An 18,452-nucleotide genomic window follows, 5' to 3' on the forward strand; every position below is an offset into this window, starting at 1 on the left:
GCGCAGCGATCATGGCGAAGCTTCCATTCGGCCGGAGTCTTTCAAGGCTTTGGTGACTTCCGGGGGCATGTATTTCTCGTCGTGCTTGGCCAGTACCTCGTCCGCCTGCACCACGCCGGCAGCGTTCAGGGTGCCGAGGGCGACGATGCCCTGCCCCTCGCGAAACAGGTCGGGGAGGATGCCGCGGTAGGTGATGGTGACGCTGCGCTGGAAGTCGGTAACCACGAAGCGGACATCCAGCGAGTCGCCGGAACGCTGCAGCGAGCCCCGCTCGACCATGCCGCCGGCGCGAATGCGCGTGCCCACCGGCGCCTCGCCATTGGCGATCTGGGTCGGCGTGTAGAACAGGTTGATGTTCTGCTGCAATGCACCCAGGGCCAGGCCCACGGCAAGCGCGACACCTGCCACCAGGGCGAGGATGAGCGTCAGGCGTTTTTGGCGTAGCGGATTCACGGTCGACCCTCCCGGCGCAGACGTCGCGCTTCCTGTTGCAGGTGACGTCGCCGGGCCAGCAGCGGTCCGGCCACGTTGACCACCAGCACCAGCAGGCACAGGCCATAGGCCGACCAGACGTAGACGCCGTGGCGCCCCATGCTCAGAAACTCGCCGAACGAATCGAAGCTCATGGCGCGGCCTTCGTTTTCAAGGCACCGGCCAGGTACTCCCGGACCCAGCGGCTGCGAGCTTCGCGTCTGAGCACTTCCAGGCGCATGCGCAACAACAGCACGGCGCCGAAGAAACAGTAGAAGCCGAGCACCGTGAGCAGCAGCGGCAACCACATCTGCGCGGGCATCGCCGGTTTTTCGGTCAGGCTGAACGTGGCGCCCTGATGCAGGGTGTTCCACCACTGCACCGAATACTTGATGATCGGAATGTTGACCACGCCGACGATGGCCAGTACCGCACAGGCCTTGGCCGCGTTCTCGCGGTTGCCGATGGCCTGCCCCAGGGCAAGCAGCCCCAGGTAGAGAAACAGCAGGATGAGCATGGAGGTCAGGCGCGCATCCCAGACCCACCAACTGCCCCACGTCGGTTTGCCCCAGATGGCGCCCGTGGCCAGCGCCAACACGGTCATCCAGGCGCCCACCGGTGCGGCGCATTGCAGCGCGATGTCGGCGATCTTCATCTTCCACACCAGCCCCACCACGCCGGCCAGCGCCATCATCACGTAGCAGGACTGGGCAAGCATGGCTGCTGGCACGTGAATGTAGATGATGCGAAAACTGTTGCCCTGCTGGTAATCCGGCGGCGCGAAAGCCAGCCCCCAGACAACGCCCGTGCCGATCAGCAGTGCCGCCGCCGCGCTCAACCACGGCAGCAGGCGTCCGCTCAGGGCATGGAATGCCTTGGGCGAGCCGAGCTTGTGAAACCACGTCCAGTTCATCACCTTGTTCTTCATGACCCCGTATCCAAAAGCATGAGCCAGACGCACACGCGGCCTGGCCCGTTCATTCGCCGACACTGATCTTCAGCCCCGCCGCGATGGCGAAAGGCGCCAAGGTCACCGACAACGCTGTCAGGCTGCCCAGCCACAACAGGTAACCCGTGGCTGGCAACTGCTGCAACGACGCCTGCAGGGCGCCACTGCCCAGAATCAGCACCGGGATGTACAACGGCAGCGTCAGCAGCGCCAACAGCAGGCCGCCGCGCTTGAGCCCGACCGTCAACGCCGCCCCCACTGCGCCGAGCAGGCTGAGCACCGGGGTGCCGAGCAGCAACGACAGCAACAGCACCGGCAGGCAGCGCTCGGGCAGCCCGAGCATCAGCGCCAGCAGCGGGGAGACGAGCACCAGCGCCAGCCCGGAAAACAGCCAGTGCACCAGCACCTTGGCCAGCACCAGCAAGGGCAGTGGATGTTCGGACAATATCCATTGTTCCAGCGAACCGTCCTCCAGATCGCTGCGAAACAGGCCGTCGAGTGAAAGCAGCACGGCCAGCAGTGCCGCTACCCATACCAGGCCGGGGGAAAGACCTTGCAGCACTTGCATCTGCGGACCCACGGCCAGCGGGAACAGCGCGATGACGAGGGCGAAAAACACCAGCGGGTTGGCCAGCTCGGCGGGCCGTCGACACAGCAGCCGTGCTTCGCGCTTGAGCAACAGGACGAAAACACTCATGCCGCCTGCGCGTCCAGTTCCAGCCGCCGGTAGCTGCCGGGGGTCTGCGCCAGCAGATGGTGGGTGGTCAGCACGACCATGCCGCCTCGCTCGCAGTGTCCGACCAGGTGCCGTTCCAACTGCTCCACTGCCTGTGCATCGAGTGCAGTGAACGGCTCGTCGAGAATCCACAGCGGCGGGCCGGGCAGATGCAGACGAGCAAGCGCCACGCGGCGCCGCTGGCCGGCTGAAAGCCGGTGACACGGCACGTCTTCGAAACCGCGCAGGCCGATCGCCGCCAATGCCGCCCAGATGCGCTCGCGACTGGCCGGAGTGTGCAGCGCGCAGAGCCAGGCCAGGTTTTCCTCGGCGCTGAGTGTCTCGTTGATGCCGGGCGCGTGGCCGATCCATACCAGCGGGCAGCCACGTTCGCCCCGGTGTGCGGTCTGCGTCTGCGCCGTCAGCGCGACCTGCCCTTCAGCGGGCTGCATCAACCCGGCCAGCAGGCGCAGCAGGCTGGTCTTGCCACAGCCGTTGGGGCCGCACACCTGAAGCATGTCGCCGGCTGCCACCTGCACCTGCAGACGCTCGAACAGCAGCCGCCCATCGCGCTCGCAGGATAGATCGGTGGCATCCAGGTATGGGGTCAAGACTCGGCCTTATGAAATCGGATCGCACGTCACGGCGTCGAGCCGTGTTCAAGTTCTGCAGGGCATGGCCGCTATACTTCCATGGCACTGTATAGCAGAGCCGGCCGCAGTGGCCGCGCATTATACATGCGCAGCTCACGCCCAAGGGCGCAACCGACACAGGTTTCATCCATGCCTGACCTGATCAGCAACCTAGCCGCGCTGCCGTCTGCCAGCGGAGCCGCGCGCGCCAGTGCCTCGAACACCGAGATGGTGAAGATCACCCAGCCACTGGACAACCTGTTGGCCCTGGGCGAGACAGTCGACGCCGAGGTGGTGTCGGTCAAGGCCGGCGCCCAGGACTTTCAACTGCTGCTGCGCCTGAGCCTGGCCGGTGGCGGGGTGGCGACGATCACCGCTAGCAGCCTGCAACCGCTGCCCCAGGGCACTGCATTGCTGGTTTCGCACCTGGCCGGCGGCGCGGCCCTGGTCGCCACCCAGGAGCGCGGCAACGGCGCCCCGCTGACCCTGACCCGAATCGACACCCAGGCATTGCCGGTGGGCACGCTGTTGCAGGGCAAGGTCAGCAGCAGCCAGATGCTGCCGCAGATCGCCGGGCAGCCAGCGGTGTATCGGGCAATGGTGACCCTGCTCAACACCGCTCAGGCGGGCAATATCCTCGCCATCGAGAGCCCTCAGCCGCTGCGCCTGGGCAGCCTGCTCAGCGCCCAGGTGATGAGCGACCGCAGCCTGAGTTTCGTGCCCTTGAGCGGGCGCATGGACCAACTGGCCGTGGCCCAGCAATTGGGCGCCCAGCAAGCTCGGCAGGGTTCCTTGGACAGCCTCCTGAGCGCGGTGCAGAGCCTGCGGCAGAACCCGGAACTCGCGCCACCGACGCGGGCGGGCCTGGAGCGCCTGTTGGCCAGCTTGCCGGACATCCAGCAAATGGCCGACCCGAAAACCGTTGCACAGGCCGTGGTCGCCAGCGGCGCATTCCTGGAAGCCAATCTGCTCAACGGTCAACCGGCACCCGATCTCAAGTCGGCGCTGTTGCGCCTGATGGCGCAGATTGCACCCACTGCGTTGCCCGGCGCGGCGGCGCAACCGGCGCTGGCGGCCAATGTGCTGGCACAGGTGCTGCCGGGGCGCGTGCGCAATGCCCTGAATGCCTGGGGGCAGGTCAGCGAAAAAATCGTCCCGGCAAGCTTTCCCCTGCCCGCCCGCACGGCGCAGAAAAGCGAAGGCGAAGACGATCTCGAACACCTGCTGCGCCTGGCCGGTGCGGCGGTGGCGCGCCTGCAGAGTCATCAGCTGGCTGGCCTGGAACAGACCGGGCGTACCCCAGATGGCGCCACGCAGACCACCTGGCAACTGGAGATCCCCATGCGCCACCTGCACGATTTCATCCCGCTGCAGGTCAAGGTGCAACGCGAAGACCCACCACCGGACCAAAAGCCCCACGACAAGAACGAGCCCCGGCCCGCCCAGGAAAAGATCTGGCGCCTGGACCTGGCCTTCGATCTGGATGCACTGGGCCCGCTGCAGGTGCAGGCGCAACTGGCTCACGGCAGCCTTTCCAGCCAGTTATGGGCGCAACGGCCAGCCACCGCCCTGCTCATCGAGAACCAACTGGACAATCTGCGGCAGCGCCTGCAGGCCAGCGGCTTGAACGTCGCCGACCTGCAGTGCCACCAAGGCACCGCTCCGCAAGGCGCCCGTACGCGTCTGGAACAACGCTGGGTGGATGAAACCGCATGAACGAACGAGCCCCACGCCAAGCCATCGCCCTGCGCTACGACGGCCAGAAGGCACCTACCCTTACCGCCAAGGGCGACGATGAGCTGGCTGAAGCGATTCTGGCCATGGCGCGCGAATACGAAGTACCGGTGTACGAAAATGCCGAGCTGGTGAAGATGCTGGCACGCATGGAACTGGGCGACAGCATCCCCCACGAGTTGTACCTGACCATCGCAGAGATCATCGCCTTTGCCTGGCACCTGCAAGGCAAGACCCCTTCCGGCTTCGAACTGGCGCCTGCGCCGGCCGAGCGAGACATCACGCCCAACGCCTTGTAGCGCCTGGGCCAGAAGGCTTTTTCCACCCCTCGAATCGAGTCTACGGCGATCGCGTCGATAGCCTTTACCGGGCCGGTTTGCTATCGGCACCGGCGGCGGCCGCCCTAAACCGCCCTAAATAGTTAACACGTCCCCCCGATGCGCCGAACGAATCATGGCCTGGCACGACTTTCCGTGCTCTGAAAGGAATACCGCCATGACTTCCCGATTCATCAGCCCGCAGGGTGTGCAAGCCGTCCGCGACGCCCTCCAGGATTACCCCAGGCCCGATCGCGCCGCTGCCGATGCGGTACGCAAGTGGGCGTCGAAACAGGGCCTGGAGCTGAATCCGGACAAGGTCGACGCCGTTACCCTGCACTATCAATTCAAAGGCCAGCGCTGCATCGCCAAGGTCGTGCGCAAGCTGACCATGACCCAGGCGCTGCTGTCGAACTGGCAGGGCGAATCGAACAATGATCTGATCGGCGCCGCCCTGCATGCTGCCTGGGCCGGCACCCCGCCGCCCTACCCGATCACCCTGGTCGACCATCTGGATGAAAAGGGTTTGTTCGACTATGGCAGCGAGTACCTGGTGTACAACGGCCTGTACCGGCAGACATCGTCGGCGGGCTACGACCCGGCCAACCATGTACGCCTTCCTGCCGAAGAGTTTCAACGCTTCATCTGGCACATGGACTTCCAGACGCCCTACAAGCACATGCTCAAGGGCTACTGGAAAAACGGACTGCAAGCCTACCGCGACGCGGCCAAAGTCAATTTCATCGCGGCCTGCAACAGGCAGACGAGCCACGCGAGCCTGAGCGATGCCGGTCGGATTCTGGCCTGGCAGATTGCAGGCCTGCTGCCGCGGCCCCATGCCGTACACGTCGCCTGCCTGAATATCTACGGCTATGCAGCGACCAATCTGCTGTGCCTGAAAAACACTGCGACCGGGCTGACGGTGCTGTACATACCCGGCAACAGCTCGCCGTTCCACGAATTCACCGACGAATCGTCGATGAAGCGGTGGGTGGCCAAGCACTGCAAGCATCCACACACGCGTCGAGCGCTCGAAGCACACTTTCCACCCGGCGACGAAGCCGACACGCTGGGTTTCAGTGGCCTCGCCACCGCGCTTACGGGTCTGGGCCTGTACCCCGCCTACCACCATTTCGATCCCGACAGACATCCCGGTTTCGCCACCAGCGGTTTGTGGGTACCCGAGGATACGGTCAACTACCGGACGAGCCACTACAGCCCGCCCATCGAAGGCGACCTGTTCATGGCCATGGCCCGCCAACAGAAGAAACGCAGCGAGCAGGACGCCGCGTTCATCATCGACACCGACAGCTCGGTAACCCAGGAAAAGTGGCGCGGCTACTTCACTTCGGCCATCAACACCCTGGCCCCGATCGCGATGGTGGTGCCGGAACTGGCGCCAATCTTTGCCTTGGGCGGCCTTGCTCAACTAGGCCTTGGGCTGGATCGGGCAATCAACGGCAAAAACCTGGAGCAGCGCGCCGCCGGCGCCGGCGATGCGGTCTGGGGGATGCTCAATGCAACCCCACTGCTGCACCTGCAGATTCCCCAAAGACCGGCAATCTTCCGCTTCAAGCGTGCCGAGTTCGTCATCCCGGCACGCATCAACGGCCAGCTCGGCTACCCGCTGAGCCCGGTGCAGGCCCCGCACCTTGCGGCCCTTGAGCCAGTTCTGGAGACCGCCTTCAGCCTGCCGCAATCGGTACAACCCGTGGCCGGGGCGGACCAGGCGCTTAGCGATGCCATCATTCGCGTGCCCAGCTACAGTGGCAGGCACGACCTTCTGGAATGTGAAATAGACGGATACGTCGCTGCCGTTCACTACGATGTGGAGCACGACGCCTTCGTCCAGAGCACCGACCTCAACGAGATCGATCCGCCGTGCTACGTGGCGCCGCAGCCTGGCGGGCGCTCGCTGTCGCGGTTGCCGAACGTCGCGCGGCCCGTCACCGACGCCCAGCGCGCGCAGACCCTACGGGCGCTGGGGGTCGATCTGACACTGCCGCTGAGCCTTGGCGAACTGCGCCCACCGGTCATGAAAGCCATTGCGAAGAAAATCTCCTGCCTCTGGGTCGGCGACAAGGTCATCAGCGCTGCCTTGCTGGAAAACGTAGGACGCAATGCCGCCCTGCTGCGCGACAGCAGTTACCAATACCGCCTGTTCCTTTCCACGACCTCACCGCAAGCCTATGCGCGCAACGTCGAGCTATTGGCCCAGCATGCGCCCTCGCTGCGGGTCATCCCGCTCGAACCGCATCCGCTGTACACGGCGTTCAAACGCAGTCGCTATTTTCGGCAATACCAGGCGGCCATCGAAGGCAACGGCGGAATCGCCACCAACTACGCTTCGGCATCCGACGTGCTGCGCTATCGAATTCTGAAAAGCGAAGGCGGCCTGTACATGGATATGGACGACAGCATCCTCGCACCCGGAGAGAAAACCCCCATGGGGCAGCTGGCCGAACCCATCGATAGCGTACCGCTGCGCACGTCGGACCGAGGCCTGATCCTTTCGGTGCCCCTGTCCAATGAAACCCTGGGCATGAACATCCAGTTCGGCAACAGCATGATCGGCAGCCACGCGGGCAATCCGACCCTGGATGCAGTGTCGCAAACGATGCTGGAGCGCTTCGAGGCGCAGCCACGGTTCTACGATAGCCGTCCGGATCGGGCAACCGATCCCGAAGGCTTCCAGCGTTATGCCATTACCTTGAACCACATCAGCGGGCCCGGTGCACTCAACCACACCATCAGCCAGCGGTTGCTTGAGCTGGCGCAGTACCGCGAGGCGTGGAACCTGGCGGCGTTGCCGATCCGCGACATCAACGGCGTCCTCGACTGGTCGGGGTTCAACGATGCGTATCGGACACTCACACCACTCAACCGCTTTTCGCGGGTAGGCAGCAGCCTGAGCTGGACCCACACCTGAGTGACACCGCCGGATGCTGACGAGCAACAGGCGCTGGGCGATCAGCCGCGGTGCAGTTTGCTCATCAGCTCGGCCTCGGCCTGGGTGAGGCCGCAGGCCTGGGTCAGCTCATCCACCGACGCGCCCATGGCCACCAGCTTGCCCGCCTGGGCAAACGACAGGCTGCCGGGGTCGCGTTGCTCGAGCTGGGCCAGCTTCTCCGGCAATGGCCCAACCACCGCGCGCAACTCGTGCAGTGCTTCGCCCAGGCGCACGTTGAGATTCTGGTAATCGTCCAGGCGCTTGGTCAGCTCGCGCAGCCGCTGATCGCGCAGCGCATCGCCTGCCGCCTGTTCAGCAGCCAGCAGGCGCTGGCTTTTCTGGTAGGACAGGAACAGCGAAACCGTTCCAACCCACAGCACCGCCAGCAGGACGACTGCAACCTCGAAGATCAATCAGATATTCTCCAGCTCGGACCACTCTTCTTCGGACATCATCTTGTCCAGCTCGACAAGAATCAGCAGTTCGCCATTCTTATTGCACACGCCCTGGATGAACTTGGCCGACTCGTCGTTACCGACGTTGGGCGCCGTTTCGACTTCGGACTGGCGCAGGTAGACCACCTCGGCGACGCTGTCGACCAGAATCCCTACCACCTGCTTGTCGGCCTCGATGATGACGATGCGCGTATTGTCGCTGACATCGCTGGAATCCAGACCGAAGCGCTGACGCGTATCGATCACCGTGACCACGTTACCGCGCAGGTTGATGATACCCAGCACGTAGCTGGGCGCACCCGGCACCGGTGCGATTTCGGTGTAGCGCAACACTTCCTGCACCTGCATCACATTGATGCCGTAGGTTTCATTGTCCAGACGGAAGGTGACCCACTGCAGGATCGGATCTTCGGAACCTTGGGCGGACGACTTCTTCATGCTACTAACCCCTCAAATGCCATGACGGCGGCGTGTTCATTCAATTCTTGACGATAGCGGTGGTGGCGGCAGGCTTGCCTGGCGCCGAGGCGACTGGACGCAGATGGCGTGCGCCGCCACTGGCGATCAGCTCGGCCAGTTCGGCGACGTCCAGCAGCGCGCACATGTGTTCGATGACGGTTCCCGCCAGCCATGGCCGCTGGCCGCGCTGACTGCGCCACTTGATCTCGTTGGGGTCCAGGCGCAGCGAGCGGCTGACCTGATGCACGGCCAGACCCCACTCGTAGCCCTGCACCGAAATCACGTACTGCAACCCCTGGCGGAAATCGTCGCGGTAGCGATCGGGCATCACCCAGCGCGCGGTGTCGAGCACTTTCAGGTTGCCACTGTTGCTGGGCAGGATGCCGAGAAACCAGTCGGGCTGGCCGAACAATGGCGTCAGGGTCTGGCCAGCCAATGCATAGATCGAACCCAGGCACACCAGCGGCACGGCCAGGGTCAGCCCGGCAACGTCGAACAGTAGGCACTCGAACGGCTCGGCGGCCCAGCTGGGGCGGCCATCTACGGTTACCGAGAGCGGCTGCAGACTTGCCGACGGCAGATGGACATCGACCACCGGTGCGACCAGCGCCGACTCGGCCGACGGGATTAAGTCGGCAATGGGCGTGGGCACCTGCCCCTGCACCGGCGGCGAAAGCACTGGCACCGGCACTGGCACTGGTACCGGCTGCAGGCTTGCAGCATCGCGCACCTGTTCCTCGAGCACGGCTGCCTGGAACTCGTCGAGTCTGTCCAGGCCGGCGTCGAGATCCAGCGCTTCGAACGCCTCGGTGGCTTCATGCAACAGGCCGTCCAGGTAGGACTGCAAGGCCACCTGGGGCCGTTGGGCAATATCGACGGGACGGTTCATCAGGCTACCTGCGCGACGAGTTGTTGGGCCAGCAAATGCTTGAGCAAGGCCCGGTAGGCGACCACGGCCCGGCTCTTGCCGTCGAAGCGCGAGGGTGTCTGTCCGGCCCGGCTGGCGTCGCGCAGACGCGTGTCGACCGGGATGTAACCCGGCCATATGTGCTGCGGGTAATCGTCGCGCAAGGTGCGCAGGGTGCTCAGCGACGCCTGGGTACGACGGTCGAACAACGTCGGAACGATGCTGTATGGCAGGGCCTGACGGCGCGAACGGTTGATCATGGTCAAGGTGCTGACCATGCGCTCCAGGCCTTTGACTGCCAGGTGCTCGGTCTGTACCGGGATTACCAGTTGCTGGCTTGCCGCCAATGCATTGACCATGAGCACGCCCAGCAGCGGCGGGCTGTCGATCACGGCGTAGTCGAAATCCTGCCACAGTTGCGCCAGGGTCTTGGCAATCACCAGGCCTAGGCCACTCTGCCCAGGTTGCTGGCGCTCCAGCGTCGCCAGTGCGGTGCTCGAAGGCAGCAACGAGACGTTGGCCTCGCCGGTCGGCAGCAGCAGTTGATGAGCCAGGCCTGGCGGCACGGCGCCCTTGTGCAGGAACAGGTCGTAACAGCTGTGCGCCAGTTCATCGGGGTTGTGCCCGAAATAACTGGTCATCGAGCCATGCGGATCGAGATCGACCATGACCACGCGCTTGCCCGCCTCGGCGAGCAAACCGGCCAAGGCGATCGAAGTCGTGGTCTTGCCTACCCCGCCTTTTTGATTGGCTACTGCCCAGACTCTCATGGTGATGGTTTCCCCTCGGTAAACGGCGCACTACCGAGATAGTGAAGCTTTCGGGTTATGGGCCGGGCGGCGGACTTTTGACAGACCCAGGCGCGGACGGCACGGTTAAGGGCGTCTTTGCAGTTTGTGTGCCAGCCCGGCGCAATGCTGCATCCGGCTGGGCGTTGGCGCTGCCAGAACTGGTGATGCTGCGACGCACGTCAAGGTTGCGCGAAATGACCAGCACCACCCGACGGTTGCGCCCCCGTCCATCGGCGCTGGCGTTGTCGGCCACCGGCTGGAACTCACCATAACCGACCGCCGCCATGCGCCGCGGGTCGATGCCTTCCATGGCCATCATGCGCACGATGCTCGCTGCCCGAGCGGTCGACAACTCCCAGTTGGTCGGGAACTGCGCAGTGCTGATGGGCAGGTTGTCGGTGAAACCCTCGACATGAACCGGATTGTCGAAGGGCTTGAGAATGCCCGCCACCTTGTCGACGATGGCGAACGCCATGTCGCTGGGCATGGCATCGCCACTGCCGAACAGCAGGCTGGACTTGAGTTCGATCTCGATCCACAGCTCGTTGCCGCGCACGGTCAGTTGATCCGAAGCAATCAGGTCGCCGAACGCCTGACGGACATTGTCGGCAATGGTCTGCAATGGGTCGACCGCCTCGCCGATGGCCGCTTCCGATTGCTCGCTGTCGGTGACCAGCGGCTGCACAGGACGGGTGGTCAAGGGTCGCTCCTCGCCGATCGGGATGGGCCTGACGCTACGGTCCGGGTCGCTGAACACCCCCACCAGCGCCTGCGACAAGACCTTGTACTTGCCTTCGTTGACCGACGAGATCGAATACATCACCACGAAGAAAGCGAACAGCAGGGTGATGAAATCGGCGTAGGACACCAGCCAGCGTTCGTGGTTTTCCGGCTCTTCTAGGCGACGACGACGGGCCATGCCATGCTCTCCTAGTCGAGGTAGCCTTGCAGCTTCATTTCGATCGAGCGTGGGTTCTCACCTTCGGCGATGGACAGCAGCCCTTCGAGCAGCATTTCCCGATAGGCCGCCTGACGCTGGGCGAGCGCCTTGAGCTTGTGCGCCACCGGCAGCAAAAGCAGGTTGGCGCTGGCTACACCGTAGATGGTCGCCACGAACGCCACCGCGATGCCGTTGCCCAGCTGGCTGGGGTCGGCCAGGTTGCCCATGACGTGGATCAAGCCCATCACCGCACCGATGATGCCGATGGTGGGCGCATAGCCACCCATGCTTTCGAACACCTTGGCCGCCTGCAAATCACGGGTTTCACGGTTGTACAGATCGACTTCGAGCACGCTGCGGATGGCCGCGGCCTCGGCGCCATCGACCAGCAACTGAAGCCCCTTTCGCGCGTAGTCGTCGGGCTCGGCTTCGGCACTGGCTTCCAGCCCGAGCAAGCCTTCCTTGCGCGAGACCAGGCTCCAGTTCACCACACGATCGATACCGCCGGCCATGTCGATCCTGGGCGGAAATAGAATCCAGCGCACATTGTGCAGTGCGCGCTTGAAAGCGCTCATGGGTGACTGGATCAGCGCCGCCGCCAGCGTGCCACCGACCACGATCAGCGCGGCAGGACCATTGAGCAGCGCCGACAGGTGGCCACCCTCGAGAAAATTGCCACCGATGATGGCAACGAACGCGAGGATGATCCCGATCAGGCTGAGTACATCCATCAGCCGCACGCCTCGACCAGGTGCCGGCCAATGTCGTCGAGGCTGTAGATGGCGTCGGCCAGGCCAGCCTTGACGATGGCCATGGGCATGCCGTAGATCACGCAGCTTGCTTCGTCCTGGGCCCAGATGTGACTGCCGCCCTGCTTGAGCAGGCGCGCGCCCTCTCGACCGTCGGCGCCCATGCCGGTAAGCACTACCGCCAGGACCTTGTCGCCGTAGGACTTGGCCGCCGAACCAAACGTGATGTCCACGCAGGGTTTGTAGTTCAGGCGCTCGTCACCGGGCAGAATCTTCACCGCGCCGCGGCCGTCGATCATCATCTGCTTGCCGCCGGGCGCCAGCAATGCCAGCCCGGGACGCAGCACGTCGCCGTCCTCGGCTTCCTTGACGCTGATCCGGCACAGCTTGTCGAGGCGCTCGGCGAACGCGCGAGTGAAGGCGGCCGGCATGTGCTGGACGAGCACGATCGGCGTTGGAAAATGTGCCGGCAGCTGGGTCAGCACGCGCTGAAGCGCCACCGGCCCTCCGGTGGAAGTGCCGATGGCCACCAGTTTGTAAGGCTTGCGCCGCGGCGTCGCACTGCTGGCGGTCGGCGCCGGCGCCCGCACCGGCGTCACCGGTGCGGGCGTACGCGTCGGCACGGGCCGCGACGGTGTCAAGGCGGCTGGAGAGGCCGCGGCCGCGAGCGCCGGAGCGGGCGTGGCCATGTGCGCACCCAGCCGGCGGTTGCTGCGCGAGAGTGTGTGGATCTTCTCGCAGAGCATCTGCTTGACCTTCTCGGGGTTGCGAGAAATGTCTTCGAAATTCTTCGGCAGGTAATCCACCGCCCCCGCGTCGAGGGCGTCGAGGGTTACCCGCGCGCCCTCGTGGGTGAGGGAGGAAAACATCAGGACCGGGGTGGGACAGCGCTGCATGATATGACGCACGGCAGTGATGCCGTCCATCATCGGCATCTCGTAGTCCATGGTGATCACATCGGGTTTGAGCGCCAGGGCCTGATCGATCGCTTCGCGGCCATTGGTAGCGGTCCCGACCACCTGGATGGTGGGGTCCGACGAAAGAATTTCCGAGACGCGGCGGCGGAAAAAACCGGAATCATCCACCACCAGGACCTTGACTGCCATAAACACTCCACTACGATCAGATACGCCGTGCGGCGTAGCGCTTGAGCATGCTCGGTACATCGAGGATCAAGGCGATTCGGCCGTCACCGGTGATGGTCGCGCCGGACATGCCGGGCGTGCCCTGCAGCATCTTGCCCAGCGGCTTGATCACCACTTCTTCCTGCCCGACCAGTTGGTCGACCACGAAACCGATGCGTTGGGTGCCGACCGACAGGATGACCACGTGGCCCTCGCCCTGCTCCTCGTGGGCCGCCGACTTGACCAGCCAGCGCTTGAGGTAGAACAACGGCAGCGCCTTGTCGCGCACGATGACCACTTCCTGGCCATCGACGACGTTGGTGCGCGAGAGGTCCAGGTGGAAGATCTCGTTGACGTTGACCAGCGGGAAGGCGAACGCCTGGTTGCCCAGCATCACCATCAGCGTCGGCATGATTGCCAGGGTCAGCGGCACCTTGATGACGATCTTCGAGCCCTGGTCCTTGGCCGAGTAGATGTTGATCGAGCCGTTCAGCTGGCTGATCTTGGTCTTGACCACGTCCATGCCGACGCCGCGGCCCGACACGTCGGAAATTTCCGTCTTGGTGGAAAAGCCCGGCGCGAAAATCAGGTTGTAGCAGTCGGACTCGCTGAGGCGGTCGGCGGCGTCGCGGTCCATCAGGCCCTTTTCCACGGCCTTGGCGCGCAGGACCGCAGGGTCCATGCCCTTGCCGTCATCGCTGATCGACAAGAGGATATGGTCGCCTTCCTGCTCCGCCGACAACACCACGCGCCCACCGCGCGCCTTGCCGTTGCGTTCGCGCTCTTCCGGCGTCTCGATGCCGTGGTCGACGGCGTTGCGCACCAAGTGCACCAACGGGTCGGCCAGGGCCTCGACCAGATTCTTGTCCAGGTCGGTTTCTTCACCGACCAGTTCCAGGTTGATTTCCTTCTTCAACTGCCGGGCCAGGTCGCGGACCAGCCGCGGGAAACGCCCGAAGACCTTCTTGATCGGCTGCATGCGCGTCTTCATGACGGCCGTCTGCAGGTCGGCCGTCACCACGTCGAGGTTCGAGACTGCCTTGGACATGGCTTCGTCGCTGCTGTTGGCGCCCAGGCGCACCAGGCGGTTACGCACCAGCACCAGCTCGCCGACCATGTTCATGATTTCGTCCAGGCGCGCGGTATCGACGCGTACGGTCGTCTCGGCTTCGCTGGCAACCGGTTTCTCGGCCACCGGTGCACGTGCAGGGGCTGCCTCGACCTTGCGCGGTGCCGCCACCGGCGCGGGCGCGGCCGGAGCCGGCTGCGTCTCGGGCAGGCTGGCGACATCGCTGAACTTGCCCTTGCCATGCAGTTGGTCGAGCAGTGATTCGAACTCGTCGTCGGTGATCTGGTCGCTCGTGGGAGCCTGCGCCTGGGCAGGCGGTGGCGTGACCGCATCGGCAGTGAACGTACCCTTGCCATGCAACTGGTCGAGCAGCGCCTCGAACTCGTCGTCGGTGATCTCGTCGCCAGACGCACCCACGGCAGCCTGCGTCGAAGCGGCTGGCGATGCCGCAGCCGGCGCCAGCGCATCGACCGCGAACTGACCCTTGCCGTGCAGCTGGTCGAGCAGCGACTCGAATTCGTCGTCGGTGATATCGTCGCTGGCCGCGCCGTGCTGTGCAGCAGCGGACGCGGTGGGCGCGGCGGCCTGCGCTTTGGCCGCGCTCAAGGAATCGAGCAATTGCTCGAACTCGCTGTCGGTGATGTCTTCGCCCGGCGTCGAGGCTGGCGCCGCAACGGGCACCGCCACGGACGGCGCAACGACCGCCGCAGCCGGTTCGGCCAGGCGCGCCAGGGCATCGAGCAACTGGGGGCTGGCCGGCGTGACCGGAGAGCGTTCACGCACCTCGGTGAACATGCCGTTGACCGCGTCCAGCGCTTCGAGAACGACATCCATTAGTTCGGCGTCGACCCGGCGCTCACCTTTGCGCAAGATGTCGAAGACGTTCTCGGCGATATGGCAGCACTCCACCAGCTCGTTGAGCTGGAGGAAGCCGGCGCCGCCTTTTACAGTGTGAAAACCGCGAAAAATTGCATTGAGCAAGTCGGCATCATCGGGACGGCTTTCCAGCTCGACCAGTTGTTCGGACAGTTGCTCGAGAATTTCGCCGGCCTCTACCAGGAAATCCTGAAGGATTTCTTCGTCGGCGCCGAAGCTCATGTGGATGCTCCCTGGAATACGTGATTAACGGTCAACACAGTCAGGCGCAGGCGATGGCCTAGAAGCCCAGACTGGACAGCAGATCGTCGACATCGTCCTGACCGGATACGACGTCTTCACGTTTATCGGCATGGATCTGCGGACCTTCACCCTTGGCGGGATGTTTTTCTTGATCTTTTTCGGCGCGGAGCTGTTCGTGATCATGCTGGATGCCGGCGAAGCGATCGACCTGGCTGGCCATCAGGACCAGTTTGAGCAGGTTGCTCTCCACTTCGGTGACCAGCGCGGTGACACGCTTGATGACCTGGCCGGTGAGGTCCTGATAATCCTGGGCCAGCACGATGTCGTTGAGGTGGCTGGCGACTTCGCGATTGCCCTGCTCGCTGCGGGTCAGGAAGCTGTCGACCCGGCGCGCCAGTTCGCGGAACTCGTCGGCGGCCACTTCGCGGCGCATGAAGCGCTGCCAGTCGGCGCTCAAGGCACTGGCTTCGGCACTCAGCGTATTGAGCACCGGGGTGCTCTGCTCGACCAGATCCATGGTGCGGTTGGCCGCGTTTTCGGTCAGGCGTACCACATACGACAGACGTTCGGTCGCATCGGTGATCTGCGAAACCTCTTCGGCCTGGGGGATGTTCGGATCGATCTGGAAACTGACGATTGCGCTGTGCAGCTCGCGCGTAAGCTTGCCCACTTCCTGATACAGGCCGCGATCGCGGGTCTGGTTCAGTTCGTGGATCAATTGCACCGCGTCGCCGAAACGGCCTTTTTCAAGGCTGTCGACCAGCTCCACTGCGTGTTTTTTCAGGGTCGACTCGAAGTCCCCCAACGTGCTTTGTTTGTGGTCCATTGCGCCCCCATTGCAGACTTCAGCTATTGACGCGCTCGAAAATCTTTTCGATTTTTTCTTTCAGCACTTGCGCAGTGAAAGGCTTGACCACATACCCGTTGACCCCGGCCTGGGCGGCTTCGATGATCTGCTCGCGCTTGGCCTCGGCGGTGACCATCAGCACCGGGAGGTGCTTGAGGCGATCGTCGGCGCGCACCTGGCGCAGCAGGTCGATGCCGGACATGCCAGGCATGTTCCAGTCGGTGACGAGAAAATCGAAGTTGCCGCTGTGCAACATCGGCAAGGCGGTGTTGCCATCATCGGCCTCGGCGGTGTTGGTGAAGCCCAGGTCACGCAGCAGGTTCTTGATGATGCGCCGCATCGTCGAGAAATCGTCGACGATGAGGATTTTCATGTTCTTGTCCAATTAGACCTCCAGCAGTCTTGAACACGCCCAGCCCCTGGACGTGCATAACAATCGAATTCGCCTGAGCCACTTGCCGCTGCAGATCGCCTACACGCGCTACGCCTGCAGGCCTCTTCGCGGGCAGAGCCCGCTCCCACAGTCTCGGCCTTTGTGGGAGCGGGCTCTGCCCGCGACAAAGCCCGCACCGGTCTTGCCGTTCCTTCAGCGTGCCCGCCATTCCCCCAGGCGCCCGCGAAGTCGCGCCGCGCACTGGCTGTGCAACTGGCTTACCCGCGACTCGCTGACACCCAGTACCTCGCCGATTTCCTTGAGGTTCAGCTCTTCGTCGTAATACAACGACAGGACCAGCTTCTCGCGCTCGGGCAGGTTGGCGATGGCCTCGGCCAGCGCGCCTTGAAAGCGTTCGTCCTCGAGATCCCGCGAGGGCTCCAGCGAACCGCTGGCGCCGTCTTCGTGCAGGCCCTCGTGCTCACCGTCCTGCAGCAGATCGTCGAAGCTGAACAAGCGGCTGCCCAAGGTATCGTTCAGGATCCCGTAGTAATCATCCAGACTCAGACTAAGTTCGGCAGCGATCTCGTGATCTTTAGCGTCGCGACCGGTTTTCGACTCGATTCGGCGAATGGCATCACTGACCATGCGGGTATTGCGGTGCACCGAACGCGGCGCCCAGTCGCCCTTGCGCACTTCGTCGAGCATGGCGCCGCGGATACGAATACCGGCGTAGGTCTCGAAACTGGCCCCCTTGCTCGAGTCGTACTTGGTCGAGACCTCCAGCAGACCGATCATGCCGGCCTGGATCAGGTCTTCCACCTGCACGCTGGCTGGCAGACGCGCCAGCAGGTGATAGGCGATACGCTTGACCAGCGGCGCGTATTGCTCGATCAGCTGATGCTGCTGCGAGTCGCGCGACGCCTTGCTGTACATACGGTATCCGCTGGCACTCATGATACGGGCCCTGCGCTGGTTTGCTGGACCAGGCGTTCGACGAAGAACTCCAGGTGGCCACGGGGGTTGGCCGGCAAAGGCCAGGTGTCTACTTTCTGCGCGATCGCCTTGAAGGCCAGCGAGCATTTGGAACGGGGGAACGCCTCGTACACGGCGCGCTGCTTCTGCACGGCCTTGCGCACCGACTCATCGTAGGGCACGGCGCCGACGTACTGCAGGGCAACGTCGAGGAAGCGATCGGTCACCTTGGTCAACTTGGCGAACAGATTGCGCCCTTCCTGGGGGCTCTGCGCCATGTTGGCCAGGACCCGGAAGCGGTTCATGCCGTAATCGCGGTTGAGCAGCTTGATCAAGGCGTAGGCATCGGTGATCGAGGTGGGCTCGTCGCATACCACCAGCAGGACTTCCTGGGCGGCGCGGACAAAGCTCACTACCGATTCGCCGATACCGGCGGCGGTGTCGATGATCAGTACGTCGAGGTTGTCGCCCACATCGCTGAAGGCCTGGATCAGGCCGGCATGCTGGGCCGGGCTCAACTGCACCATGCTCTGGGTACCCGAGGCTGCCGGCACGACACGGATGCCGCCGGGGCCCTGCAACATCACGTCGCGTAGTTCGCAGCGACCTTCGATCACATCGGCCAGGGTGCGCTTGGGGGTCAGGCCCAACAACACGTCGACGTTGGCCAGGCCAAGGTCGGCGTCCAGCAACATGACCCGGCGGCCGAGCTCGGCCAACGCCAGGGACAAGTTCACTGACACATTAGTCTTGCCGACGCCACCTTTGCCGCCGGTCACCGCGATCACCTGTACGGGATGCATGCTGCCCATGTTCGTTCTTTACCTTGTCTAGACCGAGGCCACACGAGTGGCTGCCAGTTCGATTGCTCGAGTG

The 18,452-nt window shown here is 63.9% G+C and carries 20 protein-coding genes; 3 read left to right on the plus strand and 17 right to left on the minus strand.

From position 1 onward, the window contains the following. Nucleotides 1-9 precede the first annotated feature (9 nt). The 5 genes from ccmE to ccmA form a co-directional block, all read right to left on the minus strand. Nucleotides 10-453, minus strand: a complete 444-nt coding sequence (ccmE, locus tag ONG87_RS13130) for a cytochrome c maturation protein CcmE (RefSeq protein WP_264381410.1) — start codon at nucleotides 451-453, stop codon at nucleotides 10-12. After that, the gene (gene ccmD, locus ONG87_RS13135) at nucleotides 450-626 is read right to left on the minus strand and encodes a heme exporter protein CcmD (RefSeq protein WP_122475865.1); all 177 of its coding nucleotides are present in this window, start codon (nucleotides 624-626) and stop codon (nucleotides 450-452) included. The genes ccmE and ccmD overlap by 4 nt, the downstream gene beginning before the upstream one ends. Further along, nucleotides 623-1,387, minus strand: a complete 765-nt coding sequence (locus ONG87_RS13140) for a heme ABC transporter permease (protein WP_185794566.1) — start codon at nucleotides 1,385-1,387, stop codon at nucleotides 623-625. The genes ccmD and ONG87_RS13140 overlap by 4 nt, the downstream gene beginning before the upstream one ends. Before the next feature lie 61 nt (nucleotides 1,388-1,448). After that, entirely contained in the window at nucleotides 1,449-2,117 is a 669-nt protein-coding gene (ccmB, locus tag ONG87_RS13145) for a heme exporter protein CcmB (RefSeq protein WP_122475867.1), read from the minus strand. After that, nucleotides 2,114-2,746: a cytochrome c biogenesis heme-transporting ATPase CcmA gene (gene ccmA / locus ONG87_RS13150; RefSeq protein WP_264381411.1), complete on the minus strand. Its 633-nt coding sequence runs from the start codon at nucleotides 2,744-2,746 to the stop codon at nucleotides 2,114-2,116. Before ccmA ends, ccmB begins: the two co-directional genes overlap by 4 nt. A gap of 171 nt (nucleotides 2,747-2,917) precedes the next feature. Between ccmA and ONG87_RS13155 the strand changes: the two genes are divergently transcribed. The 3 genes from ONG87_RS13155 to ONG87_RS13165 all read left to right on the plus strand — a co-directional run bounded on the left by ONG87_RS13155 (nucleotide 2,918) and on the right by ONG87_RS13165 (nucleotide 7,747). Beyond that, the gene (locus tag ONG87_RS13155) at nucleotides 2,918-4,483 is read left to right on the plus strand and encodes a flagellar hook-length control protein FliK (protein ID WP_264381412.1); all 1,566 of its coding nucleotides are present in this window, start codon (nucleotides 2,918-2,920) and stop codon (nucleotides 4,481-4,483) included. Beyond that, a complete protein-coding gene (locus ONG87_RS13160; RefSeq protein WP_122475872.1) occupies nucleotides 4,480-4,800 on the plus strand; it encodes an EscU/YscU/HrcU family type III secretion system export apparatus switch protein in 321 nt (106 codons plus the stop codon). The genes ONG87_RS13155 and ONG87_RS13160 overlap by 4 nt, the downstream gene beginning before the upstream one ends. A 196-nt stretch (nucleotides 4,801-4,996) precedes the next feature. Next, nucleotides 4,997-7,747 carry a DUF6543 domain-containing protein gene (locus tag ONG87_RS13165; RefSeq protein ID WP_264381413.1) on the plus strand — a complete coding sequence of 917 codons (2,751 nt, stop codon included), beginning with the start codon at nucleotides 4,997-4,999 and terminating at the stop codon, nucleotides 7,745-7,747. A gap of 41 nt (nucleotides 7,748-7,788) precedes the next feature. Here ONG87_RS13165 and ONG87_RS13170 read toward each other — a convergent pair whose 3' ends face one another. The 12 genes from ONG87_RS13170 to fleN all read right to left on the minus strand — a co-directional run bounded on the left by ONG87_RS13170 (nucleotide 7,789) and on the right by fleN (nucleotide 18,388). After that, complete coding sequence (locus ONG87_RS13170; protein ID WP_049858773.1) at nucleotides 7,789-8,181, minus strand: DUF2802 domain-containing protein; 393 nt, start codon at nucleotides 8,179-8,181, stop codon at nucleotides 7,789-7,791. Further along, nucleotides 8,182-8,661, minus strand: coding sequence for a chemotaxis protein CheW (locus tag ONG87_RS13175; protein ID WP_043186096.1), 480 nt, complete (start codon nucleotides 8,659-8,661; stop codon nucleotides 8,182-8,184). Between the two features lie 40 nt (nucleotides 8,662-8,701). Next, the gene (locus tag ONG87_RS13180) at nucleotides 8,702-9,571 is read right to left on the minus strand and encodes a CheW domain-containing protein (protein WP_192053352.1); all 870 of its coding nucleotides are present in this window, start codon (nucleotides 9,569-9,571) and stop codon (nucleotides 8,702-8,704) included. Beyond that, the gene (locus ONG87_RS13185; protein WP_122475877.1) at nucleotides 9,571-10,359 is read right to left on the minus strand and encodes a ParA family protein; all 789 of its coding nucleotides are present in this window, start codon (nucleotides 10,357-10,359) and stop codon (nucleotides 9,571-9,573) included. Before ONG87_RS13185 ends, ONG87_RS13180 begins: the two co-directional genes overlap by 1 nt. Before the next feature lie 55 nt (nucleotides 10,360-10,414). Beyond that, nucleotides 10,415-11,299, minus strand: a complete 885-nt coding sequence (gene motD / locus ONG87_RS13190) for a flagellar motor protein MotD (protein ID WP_185794517.1) — start codon at nucleotides 11,297-11,299, stop codon at nucleotides 10,415-10,417. Between the two features lie 11 nt (nucleotides 11,300-11,310). Beyond that, the gene (locus ONG87_RS13195) at nucleotides 11,311-12,051 is read right to left on the minus strand and encodes a flagellar motor protein (RefSeq protein ID WP_122475880.1); all 741 of its coding nucleotides are present in this window, start codon (nucleotides 12,049-12,051) and stop codon (nucleotides 11,311-11,313) included. Further along, nucleotides 12,051-13,175: a chemotaxis response regulator protein-glutamate methylesterase gene (locus tag ONG87_RS13200; protein WP_122475881.1), complete on the minus strand. Its 1,125-nt coding sequence runs from the start codon at nucleotides 13,173-13,175 to the stop codon at nucleotides 12,051-12,053. Before ONG87_RS13200 ends, ONG87_RS13195 begins: the two co-directional genes overlap by 1 nt. 16 nt (nucleotides 13,176-13,191) lie before the next feature. Continuing rightward, nucleotides 13,192-15,360: a chemotaxis protein CheA gene (locus ONG87_RS13205; protein ID WP_264381414.1), complete on the minus strand. Its 2,169-nt coding sequence runs from the start codon at nucleotides 15,358-15,360 to the stop codon at nucleotides 13,192-13,194. 58 nt (nucleotides 15,361-15,418) lie between these two features. Next, entirely contained in the window at nucleotides 15,419-16,207 is a 789-nt protein-coding gene (locus ONG87_RS13210) for a protein phosphatase CheZ (protein WP_185794514.1), read from the minus strand. 19 nt (nucleotides 16,208-16,226) lie between these two features. Continuing rightward, nucleotides 16,227-16,601, minus strand: coding sequence for a chemotaxis response regulator CheY (locus ONG87_RS13215; RefSeq protein WP_090362272.1), 375 nt, complete (start codon nucleotides 16,599-16,601; stop codon nucleotides 16,227-16,229). A 213-nt stretch (nucleotides 16,602-16,814) separates the two neighbouring features. Beyond that, on the minus strand, nucleotides 16,815-17,561 hold the full coding sequence (gene fliA, locus ONG87_RS13220) for an RNA polymerase sigma factor FliA (RefSeq protein ID WP_240998692.1): 747 nt from the start codon (nucleotides 17,559-17,561) through the stop codon (nucleotides 16,815-16,817). Then, nucleotides 17,555-18,388, minus strand: a complete 834-nt coding sequence (fleN, locus tag ONG87_RS13225) for a flagellar synthesis regulator FleN (RefSeq protein ID WP_122475888.1) — start codon at nucleotides 18,386-18,388, stop codon at nucleotides 17,555-17,557. Before fleN ends, fliA begins: the two co-directional genes overlap by 7 nt. Between the last annotated feature and the right edge of the window lie 64 nt (nucleotides 18,389-18,452).

Source organism: Pseudomonas sp. MM227 (genome assembly GCF_947090715.1).
Classification (GTDB): domain Bacteria; phylum Pseudomonadota; class Gammaproteobacteria; order Pseudomonadales; family Pseudomonadaceae; genus Aquipseudomonas; species Aquipseudomonas baltica.

Coding starts and splice junctions, on each gene's coding strand:
- ONG87_RS13195 (WP_122475880.1), bottom strand. CDS start 12,051: ATGGATGTACTCAGCCTGATCGGGATCATCCTCGCGTTCGTTGCCATC.
- ONG87_RS13210 (WP_185794514.1), bottom strand. CDS start 16,207: ATGGACCACAAACAAAGCACGTTGGGGGACTTCGAGTCGACCCTGAAA.
- ONG87_RS13180 (WP_192053352.1), bottom strand. CDS start 9,571: ATGAACCGTCCCGTCGATATTGCCCAACGGCCCCAGGTGGCCTTGCAG.
- ccmB (WP_122475867.1), bottom strand. CDS start 2,117: ATGAGTGTTTTCGTCCTGTTGCTCAAGCGCGAAGCACGGCTGCTGTGT.
- ccmD (WP_122475865.1), bottom strand. CDS start 626: ATGAGCTTCGATTCGTTCGGCGAGTTTCTGAGCATGGGGCGCCACGGC.
- ONG87_RS13160 (WP_122475872.1), top strand. CDS start 4,480: ATGAACGAACGAGCCCCACGCCAAGCCATCGCCCTGCGCTACGACGGC.
- ONG87_RS13175 (WP_043186096.1), bottom strand. CDS start 8,661: ATGAAGAAGTCGTCCGCCCAAGGTTCCGAAGATCCGATCCTGCAGTGG.
- ONG87_RS13205 (WP_264381414.1), bottom strand. CDS start 15,360: ATGAGCTTCGGCGCCGACGAAGAAATCCTTCAGGATTTCCTGGTAGAG.
- ONG87_RS13200 (WP_122475881.1), bottom strand. CDS start 13,175: ATGGCAGTCAAGGTCCTGGTGGTGGATGATTCCGGTTTTTTCCGCCGC.
- ONG87_RS13165 (WP_264381413.1), top strand. CDS start 4,997: ATGACTTCCCGATTCATCAGCCCGCAGGGTGTGCAAGCCGTCCGCGAC.
- motD (WP_185794517.1), bottom strand. CDS start 11,299: ATGGCCCGTCGTCGTCGCCTAGAAGAGCCGGAAAACCACGAACGCTGG.
- ONG87_RS13155 (WP_264381412.1), top strand. CDS start 2,918: ATGCCTGACCTGATCAGCAACCTAGCCGCGCTGCCGTCTGCCAGCGGA.
- ONG87_RS13185 (WP_122475877.1), bottom strand. CDS start 10,359: ATGAGAGTCTGGGCAGTAGCCAATCAAAAAGGCGGGGTAGGCAAGACC.
- ONG87_RS13215 (WP_090362272.1), bottom strand. CDS start 16,601: ATGAAAATCCTCATCGTCGACGATTTCTCGACGATGCGGCGCATCATC.
- fleN (WP_122475888.1), bottom strand. CDS start 18,388: ATGGGCAGCATGCATCCCGTACAGGTGATCGCGGTGACCGGCGGCAAA.